Genomic DNA, 22,500 nt, shown 5'->3' with positions numbered 1-22,500 from the left:
CCCGGAACCTGGCGACGGACCCGGGCGTCTTAGCCACCGACGACCGTGCCCCATCCTCCGCGGTGGAGGCGGAGAGCAAAACGCGCAACGGCAAAACGCCACGCTCCGCCACCCCACGCCACGCCCATACTTTTGCCGGACGCAGGTAGACGCAGTATGGACGGGGCCGCCGCGGACGCAGCCCACGCTCGACCCACAGGGGTTCCCCGTGCCTGACGGCAGGGGTGTGATGCGCCACCAGGTACGCACAGTGAAGTGATCGACTCATGGCGTGATGTGACCCACGGTGTTGCCAGCGGTGCAACGGAAAGGACGAGCGCTCATGCGCGAGATCCCCGGAAGGCGACGCAGGCTTCTGTCCCGGCGCAGCGACGGGAGGCCTGAGCAGATCAGCGCGGCCCTGACCTACGCGACACGGTGGCGGTGGCCCGTACTCCCGGGCGTGGCACCGGATCCGCAGGGCCGCGGCCGCTGCGGCTGCCCGGACCCGGAGTGCACGGTGCCCGGCGCGCATCCCTTCGACCCGGGACTCCTGGCCGCCACCACCGACGCCCGCATGGTGCGCTGGTGGTGGGCCAACCGGCCCACCGCGCCGATCGTCCTGGCCACCGGCGGCACGGCCCCGTGCGCCGTCAGCCTGCCGGCCCTCCCGGCGGCCCGCGCCCTCGACGCACTCGACCGCGTCGGCATGCGCCTCGGCCCGGTCGTCGCCTCGCCCACCCGCTGGGCGCTGCTGGTGAAGCCGTACTCCATGGAGCAGTTGGGCGAACTGCTCTACGCCAAGGACTTCGTGCCCGGCTCCCTCCGGTTCCACGGGGAGGGCGGCTACCTCGCCCTGCCCCACTCCGAGACCGGCACCGGATCGATCCGGTGGGAGCGTGCCCCGCTGCCCGGTTCCGCCTCGCCCTGGGTGCCCGACGTGGAGGCCGTCGTGGACGCCGCGGTGGACGCCCTCACCCGTACGGGTGTGAGCGCCCCCGAGTTGTAGGGGCGCCGGGCGCGCCGGAGAGGCCGGCGGGTCGCGGTCGCTATCTTCCGTTCATGAACCTCCGTCTGCTCGCCCTTCTGGGCGTCGTGACGGGCGCCGTCGTGCTGCCGTTCGCCGTGGCGTCCGCGGGTCCCGTGGACAGCGACGGCCGCGCCGCCGCCCCGTCCGCCCCGCGCTCGCTGTCGCGCGGTGACGACAAGATGCCGCGGGGCGACCACCGCGTGCCCTCCGGCGACGAGGGGGTGCCCTCGAAGGCGCCCACCGCGTCCCCGCTGCTGCTCGGGCTCGGCCTGGCCACCGCCGCCCGCTGCGGCCCGGAGGTCACGTCTCCGAAGGGCGTCGAGGCGCAGACCTGTGTGCTGACCCAGGGCGAGGACACCTGGGCGCGCGCCTACTACCGCAACGCGACCGGCAGGGCCCTGGACGCGGCCGTGAGCCTGCTGGCGCCCGGCGACCGGACGGTGCAGACGCACTGCGCGCTGGACGGGAGCGACGAGCCGGGGACGTGCGAGACACCCCGGGACCACACCCGGGGGGCGCCGGCGGCGTACACGGCCGTCGCCGAGTTCGCGGCGCCCGGCGGACGCGGGCCGCTGCTGCTGCGTTCCGGAAGCAACTCGTCGGCGGACACGGGCGGTTGACGCGCCTGATGCGCATGGTGAGCACCGATGCGCATGGAAAGACCCGGTTGCTGGCGACGGGGGATGCACCAGCAACCGGGCTAGTGGAACGGTAACAAGAGATCCGCGGTTCGCAAATTCGATCTCGGCTTTCCAGTCATCGCGTGTGCCGCCATTCCGGACACCGACTCCCTTTTGCCGAGCGCGAGTTGTGACCGGTGTCACGTACCGCGGGCGGCTGATTCGGCTGACCGGTCGGTCAGCCGAATCAGCCGCTCAGGAGCCGGGGACCAGGGTCTGCGGTTCCTGAACCGGAGAGCGGCGTCCGTGAACCGGAAGCCGGCGGTCAGCTGAGCGTCACCTGACGGTTGGTCAGGCCGCCACGTGCCCGGCGCTCCTCCGCGGTCAGCGGCGCGTCGGTGGCCAGGGCGGCGGCCAGCCGCTCGGCGAACTCGGCGGCCGGCTTCTCCACGTCCTCCGCGCCGACCCCGCTCGGCAGGTCCCACACCGGCACCGTCAGACCGTGCGCGCGGAACGAGCCCACGAGGCGGGTGCCCTCGCCCAGGCTCGAACGGCCCGCCGCGTGCAGGCGCGCCAGGGCGTCCAGCAGCTGCTCCTCCGGGTGCGGCATGACCCAGCGCAGGTGGTTCTTCTCCGGCGTCTCGCACCAGTAGGCGGCGTCCACGCCCTGCAGGCGCACCGTCGGGATGGCCGCGGCGTTGGCCCGCTCCAGGGAGGCGGTGACCTCCGGCGTCGCGTGCTCCGCGTCCGGCACCCAGAACTCGAAGCCCTCGTGCACATCCGGCTCGAAGGCGGCCTTCGGGTCCAGCAGGTCCTGAAGCCGCGGCCCCTCGGCCGGGGCGCGGCGCCCCTGCACCGGCGTGCCCGGCTCGGCCTCCAGGGCGCGCTGGAGCGTGTCGGCGAGGTCGCGGCTGATGTCGCCGGACGCCGTGTCGTTCTGCAGGCCGAGCAGGACCGAGCCGTCGTCGCGGCGCAGGGCCGGCCAGGCCATCGGCAGGACCGTGGCCAGCGTGACGGACGGGACACCCTCGGGCAGGTCCTCCCGGAGCGTCAGCCGGACCGTGGCGGCGGGGACGAGCTCGCGCAGCGCCACCCAGTCGCACTCGCCGGGGAGACCCTCGAACGGCCGTCGCACCAGCTCGGTGGCCGCGTGCGCGGCGGCCCGGCCGTGGCAGGCCTTGTAGCGGCGCCCGCTGCCGCAGGGGCAGGGCTCGCGGGCGCCGACGACCGGGATCTCTCCGTCCGTGAGCTGCGGGCGCTTGGCCTTCGTCTGGGGTCGCTTCTTGGCCATCTGGGTGTCTCCCGGTTACGGCTCGTCTCGTACGGCGGGAGCCTAGCCGTTCAGGCCATCGGCGAAGGGATCCTGTGGACAACGCACCGACGGCGGACAACTCGTCCGGCGGTGGGTGCGGGGGCGCGGCGGTGACCAGGGGCGGCCGGCGGTGCCCGGCGCAGGATGCCGCCTCCGCCAGGACACCACCGCGCTTCCGGATGCCGCCTCGTCCCCGGGCGCCGCCTCGGCCACGAAGGCCGCCCCGGCCCCGGGGCGTCGCCTCAGTCCAGGTCGTCGAAGGCGTCCGCGAAGCTCAGCTCCGGTATCGCCGACACCGACGGGGCGGTGACGCGCGTAGCGAAGTCGTCGCGGCGGTGCCCGGCGTCGGGATCGTGCACGTCGTCATGGACGACGACCCACACCGTGACCTCGCCGCGGGCGTCGTCCCGCACCCCCCAGTCGTCGGCGAGGGCGGTGATGATGTTGAGTCCGCGGCCGCCGTGCGCGGTGACCGAGGGTGTGGCCGGGGCCGGGCGGGTCGGTCCGCCGCCGTCCGTCACCTCGACGACCAGCCGGCCGCCGGTGTCCACGCGCCACGCGGCCCGGATGGCGCCGTCGCCGGTCAGGGCACCGTCCAGGGGTCTGCCGTGCTTGCAGGCGTTGCTGAGAAGTTCGGAAAGGATCAGTACGGCATCGTCGATGACCGGTTCCGCCACGCCACCGCCGCGCAACTGCTCACGCATCCGGTGTCTTGCTTCCCCCACGCCCGCAGGGCCATGGGGTACGGCCATGCTCGACGACGCGGGCACCTCCTGTGCCACCACCAACGCCACCCCCGAGACCTCCTTCGCCCCACGCCACGGTGTGGATGCCCCATTGGCCTGTACCGGAAACCGGCCGATCCTCGTCCGGTGACGCACTGGCAACAGCCGGACACGCTCCGAACGCGCCGGAGCACTCCCTGTCATGGTGTGGCTGGATTGCTGTGGTGTGGCCGATTCCGGAGGATGGTGCAGTGTGGCCCCCGGGTCAAGGGGTGCGGCCGATCAGCGGCCGAGCCGATGCAGAACCGCGCGCGGGCGGTTGGTGATGATGGCGTCGATGCCCAGGTCGAGACAGAGGTCGACGTCCTCTGGGTCGTTCACGGTCCACACGTGCACCCGGTGCCCGGCCCGCTGCAGCCGCTCGATGTAGGCCGGATACTTGCGCACGATCCGGACGGAGGGCCCAGCGATCCGGACCCCCGCCGGAAGCCGCCCGTCGCGGAGCCGGGGCGAGACGAACTGCATCAGGTAGACCGTCGGCAGCGTCGGCGAGGCCGCCTGCACCCGGTGCAGCGAGCGCGCCGAGAAGCTCATGACGCGCACCTGGGACTCCTCGGCGGAGGCCGGGGCGTCCAGGCCGAACCGTTTCAGTAGCAGCAGCAGCCGCTCCTCGACCTGCCCCGCCCAGCGCGTGGGGTGCTTGGTCTCGATGGCCAGCTCCACCCGGCGCCCGGAGTCGGCGACGAGCTCGAGCAGCCGCTCCAGGGTGAGCACGGCGGTCTCCTGGGGGTCCTCGGGGCGGACCTCCCAGTCCGGTTCCTCGTCCCGGCCGCGCCGGGATGCACGCGCCGGCCAGGAGCCGAAGTCCAGCGCGGTCAGGTCGGCGAGCTCCAGGGCCGACACGGCTCCGCGGCCGTTGGACGTACGGTTGACCCGGCGGTCGTGGACACAGACCAGGTGGCCGTCCGCGGTGAGGCGTACGTCGCATTCAAGGGCGTCCGCGCCGTCCTCGATGGCCTTCTTGTAGGCGGCCAGCGTGTGCTCGGGGGCGTCCTCGGAGGCTCCGCGGTGGGCGACGACCTGAATGGGGTGCTGCTGCCGTGCGTGGGTCACGGCGTCATGGTGCCACCGCTCGGGGGTACGCGTGAGGGCGGGCGGGCGTCGACAATGTGTCTGTTTCGTGTGAGATGAACCATATAAAGGATGGCCCCGGACCCACAGTCACCGCTTATGGTGCTCTGACGGCCCGTGGGAAAAGCTGAGGACATACACAGGCACATGAGCATGCTGAGGCGCGCCGGGTCGTCGACAGGCGCGAACGAGTGTGACCGAGTGAGACCTGCACCAGCAGCCGTGGATCGAGGAGAAGAGCTGTGAGCACCGAGAACGAGGGCACCGCGGTACCCCCGGCCCCGTCCGCACCTCCCGTGCCGGTGGAATCTCCCGCTGCTTCCCCCGGGACGGCCGCCCCCCACAGCGGCCCGACACCCCCGCCGCCGAGCACGCCTCCGCACGTGCCGGGCGCCCCGCAGTCCGACGGGGTGCACGGCGGGCCGCCGCCCGCGCACGCGGCGGCGGGCGGGCCCGGCGTGCCCGGACCGCAGGGCCCCGGCGGGCCCGTCGACGGCTCCTGGCCGCCTCCGGCCCCGGCCGCGACCCCGTCCTACGCGGACGGCGGCGGTTCGGGCTCCGGCTGGGGGTCGACGTACCAGCAGCCCGCACCGAAGCCCGGCGGCCGGCGCGGCGGTCTGGTCGCCGCGGTCCTGGTGGCCGCGCTGGTCGCCGGCGGCCTCGGGGGCGGCCTCGGCTACACCCTGGCCAAGAACAACGACGACAGCGGCTCCACCACCGTCTCCGCCTCCGACACGGGTGCTTCGCAGATCAAGCGGGACCCGAACTCGATCGCGGGCGTGGCCGGCAAGGCGCTGCCGAGCACGGTCACCATCGAGGCCGAGGGCGCCGGCGGCCAGGGCGGCACCGGCACCGGCTTCGTCTTCGACACCCAGGGCCACATCGTCACCAACAACCACGTGGTGGCCGAGGCGGTCGACGGCGGCAAGCTGACCGCGACCTTCCCCAACGGCAAGAAGTACGACGCCGAGGTCGTCGGCCACGCGCAGGGCTACGACGTCGCCGTCGTCAAGCTCAAGAACGCGCCGGGCGATCTCAAGCCCCTCACCCTCGGCGACTCCGACAAGGTGGCCGTCGGCGACGAGACCATCGCCATCGGCGCCCCCTTCGGCCTGTCGAACACGGTGACGACGGGCATCATCAGCGCCAAGAACCGCCCCGTCGCCTCCAGCGACGGCAGCTCCGACAGCAAGGCGTCCTACATGAGCGCCCTGCAGACGGACGCCTCCATCAACCCGGGCAACTCCGGCGGACCGCTGCTGGACTCGCGCGGTGCGGTGATCGGCATCAACTCCGCGATCCAGTCCACGGGCAGCGGCGGCGGCCTGGGCGGCTCGGGCCAGTCCGGCTCGATCGGCCTCGGCTTCGCCATCCCGATCAACCAGGCGAAGTACGTCGCCCAGCAGCTGATCAAGACCGGCAAGCCGGTCTACGCGAAGATCGGGGCGTCCGTCTCCCTGGAGGACCGCACCAACGGCGCGAAGATCACCGACCAGGGCGTCAGCGGCTCCGCCCCGGTCGAGTCGGGCGGCCCCGCCGACCGGGCCGGCCTCAAGCCGGGCGACGTCATCACCAAGCTCGACGACCACGTGATCGACTCCGGCCCGACCCTGATCGGCGAGATCTGGACCCACAAGCCCGGCGACAAGGTGACCATCACCTACCTGCGCGACGGCAAGGAGCGCACCGCCGAGGTCACCCTGGGCTCCCGCGTCGGCGACAACGGCTGACCCCACACGCCCGCGCCCACCGGTTAGTCTTGTCCCCGCGCCGCCGATCACGGGCAGCGCGGGGAGGCGTGCCCGAGCGGCCGAAGGGAACGGTCTTGAAAACCGTCGTGGCAGCGATGTCACCGTGGGTTCAAATCCCACCGCCTCCGCGCGATGAGCAGTGAGAAAGGCCCTCGACCAGCATCTTCGGTCGGGGGCCGTTCTCATGTCCGGTTACCGTGACTGCCCGGTGCTCCCCGTGGCTTCCCGCTCGATCGGGCACGCGTGGGGCGCGGCCACCTTCTGATCCGTAGCCGCACGTGGATCGGTCGGCGAGGGGCGTACTGGTCGGGCTCCGGCTCTAGGAGGACTCATTTGTCGTCCGGGCCGGCTGGGCGAACGGCCATGACGACGGCTCGGCCGTCGCCGAGGATGTCGTAGATCAGTCCGCCGTAGCCGGGGGACACGGTGCCGACGATGTTGGACGGCGGGTAGAAGTCGGATGCGGCGAGCAGCTTCCCGGTGCGGGCGTCGCGCCACTGGATCTGGTCCATGTAGTTGGCGCCGAGGGGGCCGGGGTTGTACTTGGTGGGGTCGGTCCCCTCGGAGTGGGCGTTGGCGTTGACGAAGACTCGCTTGTCGGCCGGACCGATCAGCGTGATGTAGCTGTTGCTGCGCTGTGTGACCTTCCAGGCCAGTGACATGCGGCCGTCTCGGAAGTCGATGGCCGAGCCGGTGCCGAGGCCGAAGTCCATCACGCTGGGGTCCGTCCTGTTCCGGCAACTCATCCCAATTCAGCCTGACCGCCTTCTAGATCGCCCGTCTGCTGGTCCTGATGGACCGTCAGGCAGCGAGTGAGCGGCGGATCCGTCACGGTCTGCACTCGTCCTGACGGCGCCGCTTCCACCAAGCTGTTGCCCGCAGCGAGCACCGCGATCTACGACCTGAAGCCAGGTGAACAATTGTTCGTTTGATGTATAGTCCCAGCACTCGCCGGGCTGTCCGAGCGAGCACAGGGAGGAAGTCAAGTGCGTGGAAAAACTGCGGCCTTTGCCGTAGCTGCTTGCCTCGTCACCGGCGGTTCGCTCGCCACCGCGACCCCCGCATCAGCGACGGTGGATCCCGGCATCAACTGGGACCACACATGGCACACAACGGACGCCTCTCCTTACGGCGGCACGGTCTATGTCGAAGAGTACGGCGACGTCGTCTCGGTCTGCGACACGGCCGCGGACGGATACAACGCCAACGCATGGGTCTACCAGTCCACCGGTACGTATTACGTGATCACAACGTCCGGGGGCAATGGATCATGCGTCACCGCGCGGGCTTCGGACGGGGGTTACCACAACCTTCCGGAGAACGAGACATTCCATGTCAACGTCTATACATGCAACAACAATGATGCGCCCTGCGCGTACCAGTCCGACCACACTTTCCTCAACGACCACTGACCCGGATCTGCGGACAGTCCGGTGCCTTCACCGTGGGAATGACCGCCGACGGGGTTACCGTCTCCAGCCCAGTGGCGCCGCGGCCAACCTCTGGCCAACCGGAGCAGACGCCGCCCAGTGAGAGGGCGCTTCCGCAGGCCAAGCCGCATTGATCCGTCGACATCCTGCCGGTCTTGAAAACCGTCGTGGCAGCGATGTCACCGTGGGTTCAAATCCCACCGCCTCCGCGCGATGAGCAGTGAGAAGGACCCCCGACCTGGGTGTTTGGTCGGGGGTCCTTCTTGTGCCCGGCCGCCGTGACTGCCCGGTGATCCCCGTGGTTTCCCGCCCGTTCTGGCACGCGTATGGCACGGACCCCGTTCACCTGCGCTCATGGCCGGCCGGTCACCGGAGCGGCCACGGGCTTCGGTCCCGTGAACGGCCGTGAACGGCGCTGAATGAGATCCCGTTGAACGGCCAGGCCACCACGATGGGCACCGCGACCTGGAGGAACAGCGCGCCGCGGTCCCAGGCCGTCCTGCTGCACATCAGCGACCCCGCCGTCTGCTCCCGGATCTACGGCGGCAGCCGGACCAGCTGCTACGTCAAGCCTGCGAACAATCCGGCGCAACCGATCTGCGACCGGGGCGCTTCGAACATCGCGTACAACGCGATGCCGTACGGCGTCACCGACTGCTACCGGGCGTCGCTCGGCTTCGAGGCGAACGCCACCAACGAGTTCGGTGACGGTGTGGGTCTCGCGGGGACCGGACGCCACCTGAGCACGCTGCAGGTGAATGTTCGCCAGTTATGCCTGCGAGTCCCGCGGCGGGACGTCCTGCACGACGACTCCGGGGGCGACCTTCACCCACCCGATCACCGCGAACGTCCATGACATCGACAACCTCACCACGCCCATCGCGACGGTGACCCAGGCCAAGACGTTCCCTACCGGCCGTCCGCCGATCCGGTCCGCTGCCCGCCAAGTCCCACGCAGTGGTACGACCCCGCCCGTGGCGCCTGTTCGAGCTCGATCGGCACCGTCGTCACGTTCAACTTCTCCGGGGCAGACCCTTCCCGACCGTGTGGTGTGGACGGTCGCGTACGACACCGAGCACTTCGGGTACCACCCGATCGGCGTGCCCGGCCCGTACAACTCGCCGCTCGAAGGCCACGGCGGCGAGCACGCACGGCCGTGCTCGTCGCTGCGGCCTCTCGGTCGACTCGGGCGGCGAGACGTGCGTGCGCCCGCCGTGTCGGGCGGGCCCCCGGGTCCCCCTGGGGTGCCACGCCTTCCCCGCCCGGTGACGGTCGCGTCCCGGGTCTGTGACATCGGTCGTCGGGGTGCTGCGGCCGGCCGAGGCCGTTGCTACGGTCCCGGTCCGGGGTGGCCGGACGGGCCGCCGCACGAACGCTGTACGCACAGCCGTATGCACAACAGGGGGCGTCCCAGATGAAGGCCAGCCGTCTCAGACCCGCCGGTGTCGCGCTCGCGGCCGTCGCGTTGTCCGCCGTGCTCACCGGATGCGGGGGGAGCGCGGGCGCCGCCGGGGCCGCCGCGAAGCCGGGTGCCGGCGGCACGGCCACCGCCTCGCCCGACGCGGTGGCCACCGCCACCGCCACCACCCCGTCGTCCGGCGCCGCCGCGAAGAAGCCCGGTGCGGCTCCGGGCGCGGGGGCGACGACCGCAGCCACACCAGCCGACGCCGCGGGTGCCGCACCCGCCGGGAAGACCGGTGCCGGACCCGCCGGGAAGGCCGACCCCGGACCGGCCGCCGGCGGCGCGCCCGCCGCCGACTGTGCCGGGAAGGCTCCGGACCCGGACGACGTCGATCCCGACGAATTCGCCGTCTACCGCGTCGAGGAACTCGACGGCGCCACCGGCAAGGTGAACCTCGTGATCCAGCACGGGGCCTGGGGATGCCCCGGCAAGGACACGGACGGCGCGCCCTTCGTCGTCACCGGCGAGGAGAGCCGCTGGGCCCTCGACCAGGCCGCGTACGTCACCGCCACCAACCCCGTCACCGACAGCAGCGAGAACCGGCGGATCGGCGTGCAGGAGTTGATCGACTGGATCGAGGCGCACCCGGACTCCGGCCTGGTGTTCCGGTACGAGACCGGCGACGACGGCGCGATCCACCGGCTGGACGAGGTGTTCACGCCGTAGCCGGTACGGGCCGCTCTCACGGCCCGTGGGTCGTCATACGGGCCGCCGAGGCGACGGTCGCGCGGGCCTCATGCTCGGGCAGTCCGGCGCGTACGGCCGCGTCGACCAGGGGGTCGACGAGGGCCGGTCCGATGCCGTCCTCGTAGGCGCGGCAGGCCGCCCAGAACAGGCGGGTGTTGCGCTGGCCCTCGTGCGCCCCGAGGACGAACTGCACCAGGCCCTGGCCGTGCCGGCCCGCCGACGCGGGCGCCGGGTGGTGCGCCGTGCGGGGCGGTGGCAGCAGCAGTCGCAGGAGGGCCCGCGGGCAGGGCGCGGGCGCGAGGCCGGCGGTGCCGGGGGCCGTGCCGTACACACCGTGCTCCGTGCGGGAGCCGGGACCGACGAGATAGCCGCCCGCGCCGCGGATGTCGATGCCGGGGGCGAGCCGCCCCGCCGAGTTGGGGACGACGACGTCCGCGGGACCCCTCAGCCACAGGTGACGGCCGCCGCTGGGGGTCAGCACGACCACGGTCGGGGGGATCGTGAACAGGTGGCGCAGGGCGAGTTCGCGCAGGGCCGCGGAGGAGTCCGTGCCGGACTTGGTGTCCAGGTCGACGCCGATCAGGTGGTACGGCGGCAGTCCGCAGGCGATGCCGTAGCCGGTGGCCCAGGGGGCCGCGGCGAACAGTGCGCGGATGCGCGCGGGGTCGGTGGATGCGTCGTACACGCCGTGGCCGAAGCGGCCGCACTCGCCGTGGCAGGGGGCCGGGGCCGGGTCGTCGCGGTGCGGGGAGCGCAGGGCCGGCAGCTTCGTCCGGGACAGGGGGATGACGGCCAGTCCGCGTTCGGCGGCTGACAGGGCGTGCGCGAGGGCCAGCGTCGTGGTGTGCCGGTCGATGGTGGCCATACGCCCATGTTCGTACGTGCGTTCGAAAAAGGGAAGAGGGCGCCCGCCGGTCGTCTCGACACGCAGGGGATCGCCGATGTGGACGCACCGGCTGCCGGAACGCTTCAGCGCATGTCGTGTCCGGGGGATGGGGCGTCCATTGCGGTGCGGATCGCGGCCTTTGGGTCATGAAAGGTGGCGAAAGGGTTTATCGACTTGTCCTCACGCTTGCGTGCGAATCCGGGTGTCCGGGACGAATCATCCGGGATCCGGTGGGCAACCCTGATCGTGCGACGTCGTGGAGAAACGCCGGGGCCGGTCGGCCGACCGCCCCGGTGACAGCCGAAGTTCAGGTACCGCACGTGCCTCACGCCTCATGATTTCCGGCAGGGAAGCCGGTTCCCACCTCGTACTGGAGGAGCGCACATGGCAAGCATCCGTACGGCCATCCACTTCACCCGCCTCTGGTGAGCCGGGGTGGACCGGCGCATTTGGGGATCCGCCGGTCCTGAACGCCCCTGTGGGGCGTGCTTGTGGGGTTGCACAACGTCTGCGCGGCGGTGCCTCGGCACCGCCGCGCAGGCGCTTTCGCGCGACCGCGACGGCCCTGCCGGCCCCCGCCGTCTGACGTACCGTCAAGGCAGCCGCCAGGCCACGGGGGTGAACCCCCAGTACGTGCGGCCCGCTCGTCCACCTTCAGGAGGTGCGGCGGGCCCCACCCCTACAACCTGAGGGGGACCCCGCTTCGGGACCTGGGGCCGATCCGCGGGGGCGGGCGCGCTCCTAGCGTGGAGCCATGACCACACCCGTCTGCACCAGTGCGTCGAACGCCGCCGCCCCGATGACGCGGACCTCGGCGTATCCCTCGTTCACGTCGTACGTGAGGGCCCGCCGGCCGGTGCTGCTGCGTACCGCCCGGTCGCTGACCGCGAACGCGAGCGACGCGGAGGACCTGCTGCAGACCGCGCTGACGAAGACGTACGTGGCGTGGGAGCGGATCGAGGACCACCGGGCGCTCGACGGTTATGTGCGCCGGGCGCTGCTGAACACGCGCACCTCCCAGTGGCGCAAGCGCAGGGTCGACGAGTTCGCGTGCGAGGAGCTGCCCGAACCGGAACCCGTGCCCGGCGCGCCCGACCCGGCGGAGCAGCAGGCACTGCACGACGCCATGTGGCGGGCGATCGCGAAGCTGCCCGCCCGGCAGCGGGCCATGGTCGTCCTCAGGTACTACGAGGACCTCTCCGAGGCCCAGACGGCCGAGGTGCTCGGGGTGTCCGTGGGCACGGTGAAGTCGGCGGTCTCCCGCGCGCTGGGCAAACTGCGTGAGGATCCCGAGCTGGACCTCGTACGCTGATCGTCCGTTCCGCGCGTCGTCCCGCGTCCCTCCGCGGTGGCCCATGTGTGTTGCGGCACGGTCCGCCAGTGCGAAAGGTCACGTGATCGATGGCCCGCCCCTAGTGACATACCGCGTGGTATGTGCGCAGAATCAGCGCAACCCTTACCGCCGCGTAGGCAATGTCGCCCCCGGGAGGACGCCGTGCTGAGCACCATGCAGGACGTACCGCTGCTGATCTCGAGGATCCTGACCCACGGGTCGACGGTCCACGGGACCTCGCAGGTGACCACCTGGACCGGCGAGGGGGAACCGCACCGCCGTTCCTTCGCCGGGATCGGCGCCCGGGCGGCCCAGCTGGCGCACGCCCTGCGCGAGGACCTCGGGATCGTGGACGACGACCGCGTGGCGACCCTCATGTGGAACAACGCCGAGCACGTCGAGGCCTACTTCGCCATCCCCTCCATGGGGGCGGTCCTGCACACGCTCAACCTGCGTCTGCCCGCCGAGCAGCTGACCTGGATCGTCGACCACGCGGCCGACCGGGTCGTCATCGTCAACGGTTCGCTGCTGCCGCTGCTCGCGCCGCTGCTGCCGCACATGAAGACCGTCGAGCACGTCGTCGTCTCCGGCCCCGGCGACCGCGCGCTGCTCGCGGACGCCTCCGTCCAGGTCCACGAGTACGAGGACCTGATCGCCGGGAAGCCGACCGCGTACGACTGGCCCGAGCTGGACGAACGCCGGGCAGCCTCGATGTGCTACACCTCCGGCACCACCGGCGACCCCAAGGGCGTGGTCTACAGCCACCGTTCGGTGTACCTGCACTCCATGCAGGTCAACATGACCGAGTCCATGGGCCTCACCGACCAGGACACCTCGCTCGTGGTGGTCCCCCAGTTCCACGTCAACGCCTGGGGCCTGCCGCACGCCACCTTCATGACCGGCGTCAACCTGCTGATGCCGGACCGCTTCCTGCAGCCCGCCCCGCTCGCCGAGATGATCGAGGGCGAGAAGCCGACCCACGCGGCCGCCGTCCCCACCATCTGGCAGGGCCTGCTCGCCGAGCTGACCGCCCGCCCCCGGGACGTCTCCTCCCTCACCCAGGTCACGATCGGCGGCTCCGCGTGTCCGCCCTCCCTCATGGAGGACTTCGACCAGCTGGGCATGCGGGTCTGCCACGCCTGGGGCATGACGGAGACCTCCCCGCTCGGCACGGTCGCCCGTCCCCCGGCCCACGCCGTCGGCACGGACGAGGAATTCGCCTACCGGCTCACCCAGGGCCGCTTCGCGGCCGGTGTCGAGGCCCGGCTCACCGGCCCCGGCGGCGAGCGGCTGCCCTGGGACGGCGAGTCCGCGGGCGAGCTGGAGGTCCGCGGCCCCTGGATCGCCGGCGCCTACTACAACGGCCCCGACGCCGAACCGCTGCGCCCCGCCGACAAGTTCAGCGAGGACGGCTGGCTCAAGACCGGAGACGTCGGCACCATCAGCCCCACCGGCTTCCTCACCCTCACCGACCGGGCCAAGGACGTCATCAAGTCCGGCGGCGAGTGGATCTCGTCGGTCGAGCTGGAGAACGCCCTGATGTCCCACCCGGCCGTCGCCGAGGCCGCCGTCGTCGCCGTCCCCGACGACAGGTGGGGCGAGCGCCCGCTGGCCACCGTGGTCCTCAAGGAGGGCGCCGGCGCCGACTTCGAGACCCTGCGCACCTTCCTCCTGGAAGAGGGCAAGATCGCCAAGTGGCAGCTCCCGGAGCGCTGGACGGTGATCGAGGCGGTCCCGAAGACCAGCGTCGGCAAGTTCGACAAGAAGGTGCTGCGCCGCCGGTACGCCGCCGGGGACCTGGACGTCACCAACCTCTGACAGCCGCCCGGGTGGCACGCGGCCGGGACCCACGCGGTCCCGGCCGCGGTCAGTTGGTCCCGATCCGGGCCAGCAGGTCGACGATCCGGTCCTGCACCTCGGCGCTGGTGGACCGCTCCGCGAGGAACAGCACCGTCTCGCCGGAGGCCAGCCGCGGCAGGTCGGCCTGGTCGACCGCGGCGGTGTAGACGACCAGCGGGGTGCGGTTGAGCTGCCCGTTCGCGCGCAGCCAGTCGACGATCCCGGCCTGGCGCGGGTGCACCTGCATCAGGTCCATCACGACCAGGTTCGGCCGGAACTGCCCTGCGAGCGTCACCGCGTCGGTGTCGCTCGCGGCCCGCGCCACCTGCATCCCGCGCCGCTCCAGCGTCGAGGTCAGCGCCAGCGCGATCTCCGCGTGCTCCTCGATCAGCAGCACGCGCGGCGGGTGCTGCTCGCTGTCGCGCGGGGCGAGCGCCTTCAGCAGTACGGCGGGATCGGCGCCGTACGCGGCCTCGCGGGTGGCCTGTCCGAGTCCCGCGGTCACCAGCACGGGCACCTCGGCGGCGACCGCGGCCTGCCGCAGCGACTGCAGCGCTGTGCGGGTGATCGGCCCGGTCAGCGGGTCGACGAACAGCGCGGCCGGGAAGGCGGCGATCTGCGCGTCGACCTCCTCGCGGGAGTGCACGATGACCGGCCGGTAGCCGCGGTCGCTCAGCGCCTGCTGCGTGTTGACGTCCGGGGCCGGCCACACCAGCAGCCGGCGCGGGTTGTCCAGCGGCTCCGGCGGCAGCTCGTCGTCCATCGGCTGCGGCCGCGGGGTGTCCGCGATCTCCACGGCGCCGCCCGGACCGTCGAGCGGCTCGGGCCCCTCGGCCGCGTTCTCGTCCGGTGCTCCTATGGCGTACGACCGTCCGGCACCCTCGGTGGCGGGCGCGAGACGGGACTGCCCGGCCAGGGACGGCTGCGCGGGCAGGGCGGGCTGCCCGGCCGGGGAGGGCTGTCCGCCGAGGGACGGCTGTCCGCCCACGGAGGGCTGGGCGGGCGGCTGTTCGGGCTGCGGATGCGGCCGGGCGGTCTGCTCCGGCCGGACGTTCTGCACCTGGTGGGCCGTCTGCTCCGGGCGGGCGGCAGCCGGGTCGGGCGGGGTGCCCAGCTTGCGCCGGCGTCCGGAACCGGAACCGCCGGTCCCGTGCGGAGGAGTGGCCGCACCGGGCTGGGGGATCTGCACCTGCGCCGCCTGGCGGCTGAACGGGACGCCCTGACCGAGCGTCCGCACACTGAACGCCCGTCCCTGCGTCGAGTTGGGGTCGACCGGCGCGGCGGCCTCGGGGGGCAGCGGCTGCGACGCCCGCGCGGCGGCACCCCCGGCGACCGGCTGCCCGGCCGGCTGAGCGGTGGGCTGTCCGGGGGCCTGCTCGGGCGGGAGCGGGGTCGCCTGCGCGGGCGTACCGGCGGTCGGGGCGGGCGCGGCCGGCTGCGGAACGCCCTGAGCGGGCGGCGCGGGGGCAACGGGCGCGCTCTGCGGGGCGGGCGCGGGTGCGCCGGGCGCGTGGGGCGGTACGGGCACGGCGGCACCGTCCGGCGGTACGGGGGTGCCCGTGCCGGAGGTGTCGTCGGCGCCGGGCCACGGCTGCGGGGCCGGGACGCCCGGGGCCGGCGTCGGCTGTCCGGCGGGGACGCCCGGAGTCGGGGTGCCCGGAGCGGGCGCGTCCTGCGGCGCGGCGGGCTGCGCCGCGGGAACGCCCTGTGCCGGGACGCCCGGGGCGGGCACCGGCTGCGGTGGGACCGCCTGGCCGGGGACCGCCTCCGGGGGAAGGCCGCCGCCGGGGACCGCCTGGGCCGGGGCGGGAACGGCAGCGGCACCCTGCTGGGGGAGCGGCTGGGCGGCACCGCCCTGGGCGGGCGGCGCGACCGGCCCGGCCGCGTTCTGCGCGGGGGGCTGCTGCACCGGCACGGGCTGCTGCTGCGCCGGTGCCTGCGGGACGACACCCGGCGGGACGACACCGGGCGGGACGACACCCGGCTGGGCGACGACCGGCCGGCCAGGGGCGGCCTGGGCCAGGACCGGCTGTCCGGGAATCACCGGTGCCACGATCGGCTGCCCGGGCGCGATCGGTGGGACGGCCGGAAGGGCGGCTTGCTGAACCCCCTGCGGGGTGCCTTGCGGGACGGCCTGCGCGGCCGGGGCCACCTGGCCCGGGGCGCCCTGTGCCGGCACACCCGGCTGCACGGGCTGACCCGGCACCTCCGGCCGGCCGGGCAGAGCCTGCGGCACCTGCGGCACCTGCTGTCCCGGTGCCACGAGGCCGCCGTGCGGCGGAACCAGCCCGCCCTGCCCCGGCACCGCGGCACCCTGGGCCTGAGGCTGGGCCGCGGCGGCGGCCGGTGCCTGCGGCGGGACGCCCTGCACGGCCGCCGTCTGGACGGGCGCGGGCTGCACGGCGGCTGCGCCCTGCGCGGGGAGCCCCTGGGCGGACGTCGTGCCCTGAGCCGTGGAGTCGGCGGGCTGGGGCATCGCCCGTCGACGGCGTCCCGTCGGCGCGCTCGTGGGATGCGGCTGCGGCGGGGTGTGGTCGTCGGCCTGGTCGTGGGGCACGGCGTCGTGCCGGCCGCCGTCGGTACCGGCGGTCGGCGCGATGCCCTGCGGCGGCACCTGGACCGGGGCCTGTCCCTGTCCCTGCGGGGCGCCGGACGGCCGGTCCGCCTCGGCGGGCGGCAGGGCGAAGACCGCACGGGGAGCCGCCTCCTGCGCGGCGGCACGCTCGGTCGCCGCGGCGAGGGCACGCCGACGGCGCCCGGTCGGCTGCGGTGCCTGCGCCCCGTCCGTCCGCTGCTCCGCCACCGCGGGCAGCGCGGGCGGCAGCGCCTGCGGTTCACCGGCGTCGCGCCGGGCCCGCCGCCCGCCGGGCGCGGGCACGCCCTGCGGCGGCACCGTGCCGCCCAGTCCGTTGCCGGACGCCGCCGTCCCGGCGGCGTGTTCGGCCGCCGTGACGACAGCGCCCTCGCTCACGTCGTCCGTCCCGCCCTCGGCACCCCCGGCGCCCTCGGCGGGCCGTCCGCGGCGCCGTCCGGTACCGCCGGAGACGTCACCCTGGTCGGCCGCCTGCGCGGACTGCTCCGCGGCACGCCTGCGGCGCCGTCCGGTCGGGGCGGCCGGGGCGGTCGGGGCGTCGGATGCCTCGCCGGCGGCCTCGTGCTCGCTCTCGAGGAACGCGTCCGTGGAGGACCGCCGGGCCCGCCGCCGCCCACCGCTCGGGGCGGGCTCGGGCAGGGCGACCTCCGCCGAGACACCCGCTCCACCCTCAGCCGCGCCCGGAACCATGTCCGCCTGCGTGTCCGCGAAGGGAACGGGGGCACCGGCCGTGACGGCCCCCGCGCCCGCGCCGAGCGGCACCTCGAGGACGTAGGCGTTGCCGCTCATCCCCGGCACCTCGTGCGTCTGCAGCACACCGCCGTGTGCCCGGACGATCCCGCGGACGATCGGCTCGTGCACCGGGTCTCCCCCGGCGTACGGGCCGCGCACCTCGATCCGTACGACCTCGCCGCGCTGCGCCGCCGCCACCACGACGGTGTTGTCCATGTAACCGCCCGCCGACACGGGGGCGTTGCCCGTCGCGTCGACGCCCGCCACGTCGGCGACGAGGTGGGCGAGCGCGGTCGCGAGCCGCTGCGGGTCGACCTCGGCCTCGATGGGCGGCGCGTGCACGGCGAACTGCACCCGGCCCGGGCCCACCAGCTCGACGGCCCCGTCGACGCCGGCGGCGACGACCGCGTCGAGCATCACCTTCGTACGGGTGATCTCCTCGCTGCCGGCGTCGATGCGCTGGTAGCCGAGGACGTTGTCGATGAGAGTGGTGATGCGCGAGTAGCCGGCCGAGAGGTGGTGCAGTACCTGGTTGGCCTCGGGCCACAGCTGCCCGGCGTCGTCGGCGGCGAGCGCGGCCAGTTCGCGGCGCAGTTCGTCGAGGGGGCCGCGCAGGGAACGGCCCAGCAGGGTGAGCAGCTGCTCGTGCCGGGCGGCCAGCGCCTCGAAGCGGTCCTTCTCCCGCTCGCCGAGGGCGGCGTACCGCTCCTCGTTCGCGGCGAGTTCCTCCGCGTGGCCTTCGGTGAGCTCCTCGACCTCGGCGACGTGCCGCTGGCGCAGGGCGGTCAGCTCCGAGGCGTGCTCCTCGGCGAGACGCTCCAGCTCCTCCTCGTGCCGCTTGTCGGCGGCGGCCTTCTCCTCGGTGAGCGTGTCCAGCGGACGCCGGTCGGCGAAGGTCATGACGGCGCCGACGAGCTGGTCGCCGTCGCGGACGGGGGCGGTCGTCAGGTCGACCGGCACCTTGTCGCCGCTCTTGGACCACAGCACCTGGCCGCGCACCCGGTGCTTGCGCCCGGAGCGCAGGGTGTCGGCGAGCGGGGACTCCTCGTACGGGAAGGGCGAGCCGTCGGGGCGCGAGTGGAGGACGAGATCGTGCAGCTCGCGGCCGCCGAGTTCACCGGCCCGGTAGCCCAGGATCTGGGCGGCGGCCGGGTTGACCAGGACGATCCGCCCGTCGGTGTCGGTGCCGACGACGCCCTCGGACGCGGCCCGCAGGATCATCTCGGTCTGCCGCTGCGAACGCGCCAGCTCGGCCTCGGTATCGACGGTGCCGGACAGGTCGCGCACGACCAGCATCAGCAGTTCGTCGCCGCTGTAGCCGTGCCCGTCGTAGGCCTGCTGTCCGTTCTCCAGATTCGCGCTCGTGACCTCGACCGGGAAGTCGGTCCCGTCGGTGCGTCGGGCGACCATCCGGGTCGGCTTGGTGCGCCCGCGCGGGTCGATGTGGTCGGGGCGCCGCATGGAGCCGGGGATCAGCTTGGAGTCGAACTCCGGCAGCAGGTCGAGCAGGCCCCGCCCGACGAGCGCGGTACCCGGGGTCTCGAAGGCCTCCAGGGCGATGGTGTTGGCGTTGACGACCGTCCCGTTGGCGTTGACCAGCAGCAACGCGTCGGGCAGCGCGTCGAGTATGGCTGCGAGGCGAGCAGCGCCTCGGGATGGCCTGCTGCTCACGAGACGCTTCCTCCCTGTTACCGCACCTAGCCGACCGCGGGGGCCATCTTGCCAACCGGCCCGCGACGTGTCACGCGAGGGAGTCTATGCGCTGAGGTTGCGCCCGCGACGCCGGATGAGAGGGAGGTCGCACGACAAAGTGAGGCCGAACCGGTGACCCTGCGCTTCCACTTCGCACGACCTTCGCCGGACCTTTACGGACGCCCTCGCGCGCCCGCTGTCCGGTCGGTGTCACCGCCGCGCGGGCCCCGTGCCGTGCCCGGCGGGTGGCGTGCCGTGCCCGGCGGGTGGCGTGCCGGTGAGTCGGGAACCGGCGCGGGGCAGCAGCGGCACGAGCCGGTCCCAGCGGTCGATCCGACAGCCGTCGCCGCGGTCGAACGACGCGTCGACGGGGCGCCCGGCCCAGGTCCCGGTGACATGGGCGGTGGCCGGCCCGCCGTACCGCAGGGTGCAGACGGCGTCGTCGGGAACGGGGGCGAAGACGTCACGCCCCCAGCGCGTGCCCCGGTCGAGCGCCCCGCACGCGCCCCGCGCATCGAAATGGCTGCCGCCGAAGGGATGGCAGTACAGCTCGTACGTCCCGTCCCAGCCGGCGCCCGCGTGCCGCACGGTCACCGTGAGGTGGTCGCCGGCCCGGTCCTCGTCGCGGACGGGCGGGGGCGCGGCGGCCGACGCGAGGGCGGTCGGCCCGGCGGCGGTGAGCGACGTGAGCGCGACGAGGGAGGCGGAGGCCCCGAGGAGCAGCCGCCGCAGGGGCCGAGGGGCGCCGGGGCCGTCGGCGCGCCGGAGGAGCCGGGACCGCCGGGGGCGTCGAGGTCGTCGGGAAGGGTGATCGGGGGAGCTGACCTGCACCATGCCCGGACTAACGCGCCACCCCCCGGTACGTTGCGCCGCGCCCGACGCTCCGGGAAGGGCTTTGCCCTGCGACCCGCCTGCCTAGTACCGTGGGGGGCGATTGGTGACACCGCGCTCGGCTGTGTCATCATCTGCAGGCACCACTCGCGCGCTCGCGGGAGCGGTTGTGCTGGAGGCGTCGCCTAGTCCGGTCTATGGCGCCGCACTGCTAATGCGGTTTGGGCCTTAAAGCCCATCGAGGGTTCAAATCCCTCCGCCTCCGCGCTTGATCACCGAAGCCCCGGTCCGCCCGACCGGGGCTTCGCTGCTGTCCGCCCACGCCCCGCCTCCCAACCTTCGGCGAGAACCCCTCCGAACCACGTTTTCGCAGGTCACAAGCGGTGCGGGGAACGGATTTCACATGACGGCGGCAGTCATGTAATGTTCTTCCTGTCGCCGCGAGCGGGTCGAAAGGGTCGGCAGCGAAGACAACAACAGAACAAGCACTCGTAGCTTAACGGATAGAGCATCTGACTACGGATCAGAAGGTTGCAGGTTCGAATCCTGCCGAGTGCACAGAGATCAGAGGCCCCGGAGAGATCCGGGGCCTCTGGCGTTTCAGGGGCGTGCAGCAGCGAAGTACAGCAGCGGGAGGCCCGGCGGCGCTCCTGTCTCGGCCCCGCTCCAGCCCGGCCGGCGCCCGTGCCGCGCGCACAGCAATCAGCCGCCCGGCCTCAGAGAAGGGGCACGTCGTGGCTGGGCGGGTCGGCCCGATGGCGGCGGTGACCACTGCGGTCACGCGTGATGCACTGACGTGTTCAAGGCTGGGCCTGACACGCCATGTCCGGATCAGAGGAAAATAGGGTGTTTTGCGCGATTATGCGATGACCGTTTTCCGGCCGAATGCCAGCCCGTGAGAGAAGAGAATGAGCAGACGCCACCTCAGAGCCCTGTCCCTCGCCGTGCCGGTCCTCATCCTGTCCGGTCTCACCGCAACAGCCTCCGCGCAACCCGGGGTCTACGTCCCCTGCAATGACGTCGCCGCGCTCGATGCGGCGATCATCGCCGCAAACAACAACACCGGGCCGAACACCATCCGGCTCGCGCCCAGATGTGTGTACACCATCAGCACCCCTGCCTCGACCGGGGGCCTCGGCCCGAATGCCCTGCCGCAGATCACCGGAACGGTGACACTGCTGGGACGCGACACGACCATCCGAAGGGACCCGGACGCCTCCACAGCCTTCCGCATCGCAGAAATCGACGGGTCCGGCGGGCATCTCACGTTGGAGGGCATCACCGCCACCAACGGGGGGTACCTCGATTACGCCGGGGCGTTCATGCCCTTGTCAGGTGCAACGCTGACCCTGCGGCACAGCGCCGTGACGAACAACATCGCCAACCAGGGCGGCGCCATCTTCGTCAACCAGAGCAGCCACCTCGAAATCTTCGACAGCGTCCTGAGCGACAACTCCTCGCAACAAGGCGGTGCCATCTACAACGGACCCGGCAGCACGACACGGCTCTCCGGGGTACGGCTGGAAGAGAACCACGCGGCAGCATTCGGGGGTGCTCTCTTCGACGCCGGAAACACCCTGACCGTCGACAACTCGACGATCTCCCGCAACAGCGCTTTCTATAGCGGCGGGGGGATCTACAACGACCGCCATCCGATGCAGGTGACGTCGACACGTATCGAGTCCAACCACGCCGGGCTGATTGGCGGAGGCATCTACAACGCCGGCACGAGCACGCTGACGGATTCAGTGGTGCAGGGCAACAGCGCGAACACCGGTGGCGGCATCTACCAAGACACGCTCGGCATCATGACCCTCGTCCGAAGCAGAGTCGTCCACAACACACCCAACAACTGCCGGCCGATCGGCACGGTTCCCCACTGCCCCGACGATGCCGCTCCGGCGTCACCGGGCGACGACGGCCACTCCCACGAACCTTCCGGAGCGGAAAGGGAATCCTGAAGGAAACATCTGACGGCCATGCCGGAACCGTGCCAGATCTTGCGGTGAACCACAGGGAGGCTACCCAAGCTGACGGTCTTGGGTACCGTTGTCACGGGCTGGCCGTCACGGCTTGCGCTGGTCGACGACACCGATGGCGTGGCTGGGACCGGTGGCGAAACAGCGAGACACACGCGCGCCTGATCGGTCGGCGAACCCGCCGTCGTGGCTGACTGTCGTCGGCTGAGGTTCAGGCGGGCCATATATGGCGACGGCCGCAATCGTCGGGCCGCGTATGCACCCCTACAGGTGAGCAGCCGTGGTGCTGTACAGCAACGGAGTACAGCAACCCCAGCGACCGACCATGACCGACAGCCACCCCGAGGGACCGAACGGCGACCTCTATGACCCTCGCTGACCGACCCCTCTAGATGTATTGCCCTGTGAGGTTGGGGACGCGGCTGGCGGGTGGTTGGCCCTTGAGCGCGGTGTGTCCGCGGTGGTGATTGTAGGTGTGCAGCCAGCCG

The 22,500-nt window shown here is 72.6% G+C and carries 16 protein-coding genes and 3 tRNA genes; 12 read left to right on the top strand and 7 right to left on the bottom strand.

The annotated features are described in order from the left end of the window. Window positions 1-322: 322 nt before the first annotated feature. Window positions 323-988, top strand: coding sequence for a bifunctional DNA primase/polymerase (locus ACF1A5_RS29365; protein ID WP_392195906.1), 666 nt, complete (start codon window positions 323-325; stop codon window positions 986-988). A 53-nt stretch (window positions 989-1,041) separates the two neighbouring features. After that, window positions 1,042-1,629 carry a hypothetical protein gene (locus ACF1A5_RS29360; protein WP_392195905.1) on the top strand — a complete coding sequence of 196 codons (588 nt, stop codon included), beginning with the start codon at window positions 1,042-1,044 and terminating at the stop codon, window positions 1,627-1,629. Window positions 1,630-1,954: 325 nt separating this feature from the next. Here the strand turns inward: ACF1A5_RS29360 and ACF1A5_RS29355 are convergent, their stop codons facing one another. The 3 genes from ACF1A5_RS29355 to ACF1A5_RS29345 all read right to left on the bottom strand — a co-directional run bounded on the left by ACF1A5_RS29355 (window position 1,955) and on the right by ACF1A5_RS29345 (window position 4,779). Next, the gene (locus ACF1A5_RS29355; protein WP_392195904.1) at window positions 1,955-2,920 is read right to left on the bottom strand and encodes a DUF5926 family protein; all 966 of its coding nucleotides are present in this window, start codon (window positions 2,918-2,920) and stop codon (window positions 1,955-1,957) included. A gap of 263 nt (window positions 2,921-3,183) precedes the next feature. Further along, a complete protein-coding gene (locus ACF1A5_RS29350) occupies window positions 3,184-3,822 on the bottom strand; it encodes an ATP-binding protein (RefSeq protein WP_392195903.1) in 639 nt (212 codons plus the stop codon). Between the two features lie 126 nt (window positions 3,823-3,948). Continuing rightward, window positions 3,949-4,779 carry a glycerophosphodiester phosphodiesterase gene (locus tag ACF1A5_RS29345; protein ID WP_392195902.1) on the bottom strand — a complete coding sequence of 277 codons (831 nt, stop codon included), beginning with the start codon at window positions 4,777-4,779 and terminating at the stop codon, window positions 3,949-3,951. 260 nt (window positions 4,780-5,039) lie between these two features. On the opposite strand from ACF1A5_RS29345, the gene ACF1A5_RS29340 reads away from it, so the two are divergent. Together ACF1A5_RS29340 and ACF1A5_RS29335 are read left to right on the top strand one after the other, a co-directional pair. Next, window positions 5,040-6,527, top strand: a complete 1,488-nt coding sequence (locus tag ACF1A5_RS29340) for a S1C family serine protease (protein ID WP_392195901.1) — start codon at window positions 5,040-5,042, stop codon at window positions 6,525-6,527. A gap of 62 nt (window positions 6,528-6,589) precedes the next feature. Beyond that, window positions 6,590-6,676: transfer RNA gene (locus tag ACF1A5_RS29335), tRNA-Ser, on the top strand. A gap of 201 nt (window positions 6,677-6,877) precedes the next feature. On the opposite strand, the gene ACF1A5_RS29330 is transcribed toward ACF1A5_RS29335, so the two are convergent. After that, the gene (locus tag ACF1A5_RS29330) at window positions 6,878-7,264 is read right to left on the bottom strand and encodes a hypothetical protein (protein ID WP_392195900.1); all 387 of its coding nucleotides are present in this window, start codon (window positions 7,262-7,264) and stop codon (window positions 6,878-6,880) included. Window positions 7,265-7,534: 270 nt separating this feature from the next. On the opposite strand from ACF1A5_RS29330, the gene ACF1A5_RS29325 reads away from it, so the two are divergent. The 3 genes from ACF1A5_RS29325 to ACF1A5_RS29315 all read left to right on the top strand — a co-directional run bounded on the left by ACF1A5_RS29325 (window position 7,535) and on the right by ACF1A5_RS29315 (window position 10,106). Then, on the top strand, window positions 7,535-7,960 hold the full coding sequence (locus ACF1A5_RS29325) for a hypothetical protein (protein WP_392195899.1): 426 nt from the start codon (window positions 7,535-7,537) through the stop codon (window positions 7,958-7,960). A gap of 448 nt (window positions 7,961-8,408) precedes the next feature. Beyond that, window positions 8,409-8,834, top strand: coding sequence for a hypothetical protein (locus tag ACF1A5_RS29320; protein WP_392195898.1), 426 nt, complete (start codon window positions 8,409-8,411; stop codon window positions 8,832-8,834). A gap of 558 nt (window positions 8,835-9,392) precedes the next feature. Continuing rightward, entirely contained in the window at window positions 9,393-10,106 is a 714-nt protein-coding gene (locus ACF1A5_RS29315; RefSeq protein ID WP_392195897.1) for a hypothetical protein, read from the top strand. Window positions 10,107-10,122: 16 nt separating this feature from the next. Here ACF1A5_RS29315 and ACF1A5_RS29310 read toward each other — a convergent pair whose 3' ends face one another. Further along, complete coding sequence (locus ACF1A5_RS29310) at window positions 10,123-10,992, bottom strand: bifunctional DNA primase/polymerase (RefSeq protein ID WP_392195896.1); 870 nt, start codon at window positions 10,990-10,992, stop codon at window positions 10,123-10,125. A 775-nt stretch (window positions 10,993-11,767) separates the two neighbouring features. On the opposite strand from ACF1A5_RS29310, the gene ACF1A5_RS29305 reads away from it, so the two are divergent. Beyond that, entirely contained in the window at window positions 11,768-12,325 is a 558-nt protein-coding gene (locus ACF1A5_RS29305) for a SigE family RNA polymerase sigma factor (RefSeq protein ID WP_392195895.1), read from the top strand. A gap of 195 nt (window positions 12,326-12,520) precedes the next feature. Continuing rightward, entirely contained in the window at window positions 12,521-14,164 is a 1,644-nt protein-coding gene (locus tag ACF1A5_RS29300; RefSeq protein ID WP_392195967.1) for a long-chain fatty acid--CoA ligase, read from the top strand. Between the two features lie 49 nt (window positions 14,165-14,213). Here the strand turns inward: ACF1A5_RS29300 and ACF1A5_RS29295 are convergent, their stop codons facing one another. Together ACF1A5_RS29295 and ACF1A5_RS29290 are read right to left on the bottom strand one after the other, a co-directional pair. Beyond that, a complete protein-coding gene (locus ACF1A5_RS29295) occupies window positions 14,214-19,181 on the bottom strand; it encodes a PAS domain-containing protein (protein WP_392195894.1) in 4,968 nt (1,655 codons plus the stop codon). Window positions 19,182-19,412: 231 nt separating this feature from the next. Beyond that, window positions 19,413-20,036 carry an SSI family serine proteinase inhibitor gene (locus ACF1A5_RS29290; protein WP_392195893.1) on the bottom strand — a complete coding sequence of 208 codons (624 nt, stop codon included), beginning with the start codon at window positions 20,034-20,036 and terminating at the stop codon, window positions 19,413-19,415. Window positions 20,037-20,207: 171 nt separating this feature from the next. Between ACF1A5_RS29290 and ACF1A5_RS29285 the strand changes: the two genes are divergently transcribed. The 3 genes from ACF1A5_RS29285 to ACF1A5_RS29275 all read left to right on the top strand — a co-directional run bounded on the left by ACF1A5_RS29285 (window position 20,208) and on the right by ACF1A5_RS29275 (window position 21,994). Continuing rightward, window positions 20,208-20,298 (top strand) — tRNA-Ser (locus tag ACF1A5_RS29285). A gap of 220 nt (window positions 20,299-20,518) precedes the next feature. Then, window positions 20,519-20,591, top strand: a tRNA-Arg gene (locus ACF1A5_RS29280). 350 nt (window positions 20,592-20,941) lie between these two features. Further along, window positions 20,942-21,994: a hypothetical protein gene (locus ACF1A5_RS29275; RefSeq protein WP_392195892.1), complete on the top strand. Its 1,053-nt coding sequence runs from the start codon at window positions 20,942-20,944 to the stop codon at window positions 21,992-21,994. Window positions 21,995-22,500: the final 506 nt, after the last annotated feature.

The organism is Streptomyces sp. NPDC014864, assembly GCF_043081525.1.
GTDB lineage: Bacteria > Actinomycetota > Actinomycetes > Streptomycetales > Streptomycetaceae > Streptomyces.
This window is presented reverse-complemented; position numbering and strand designations above follow the sequence as displayed.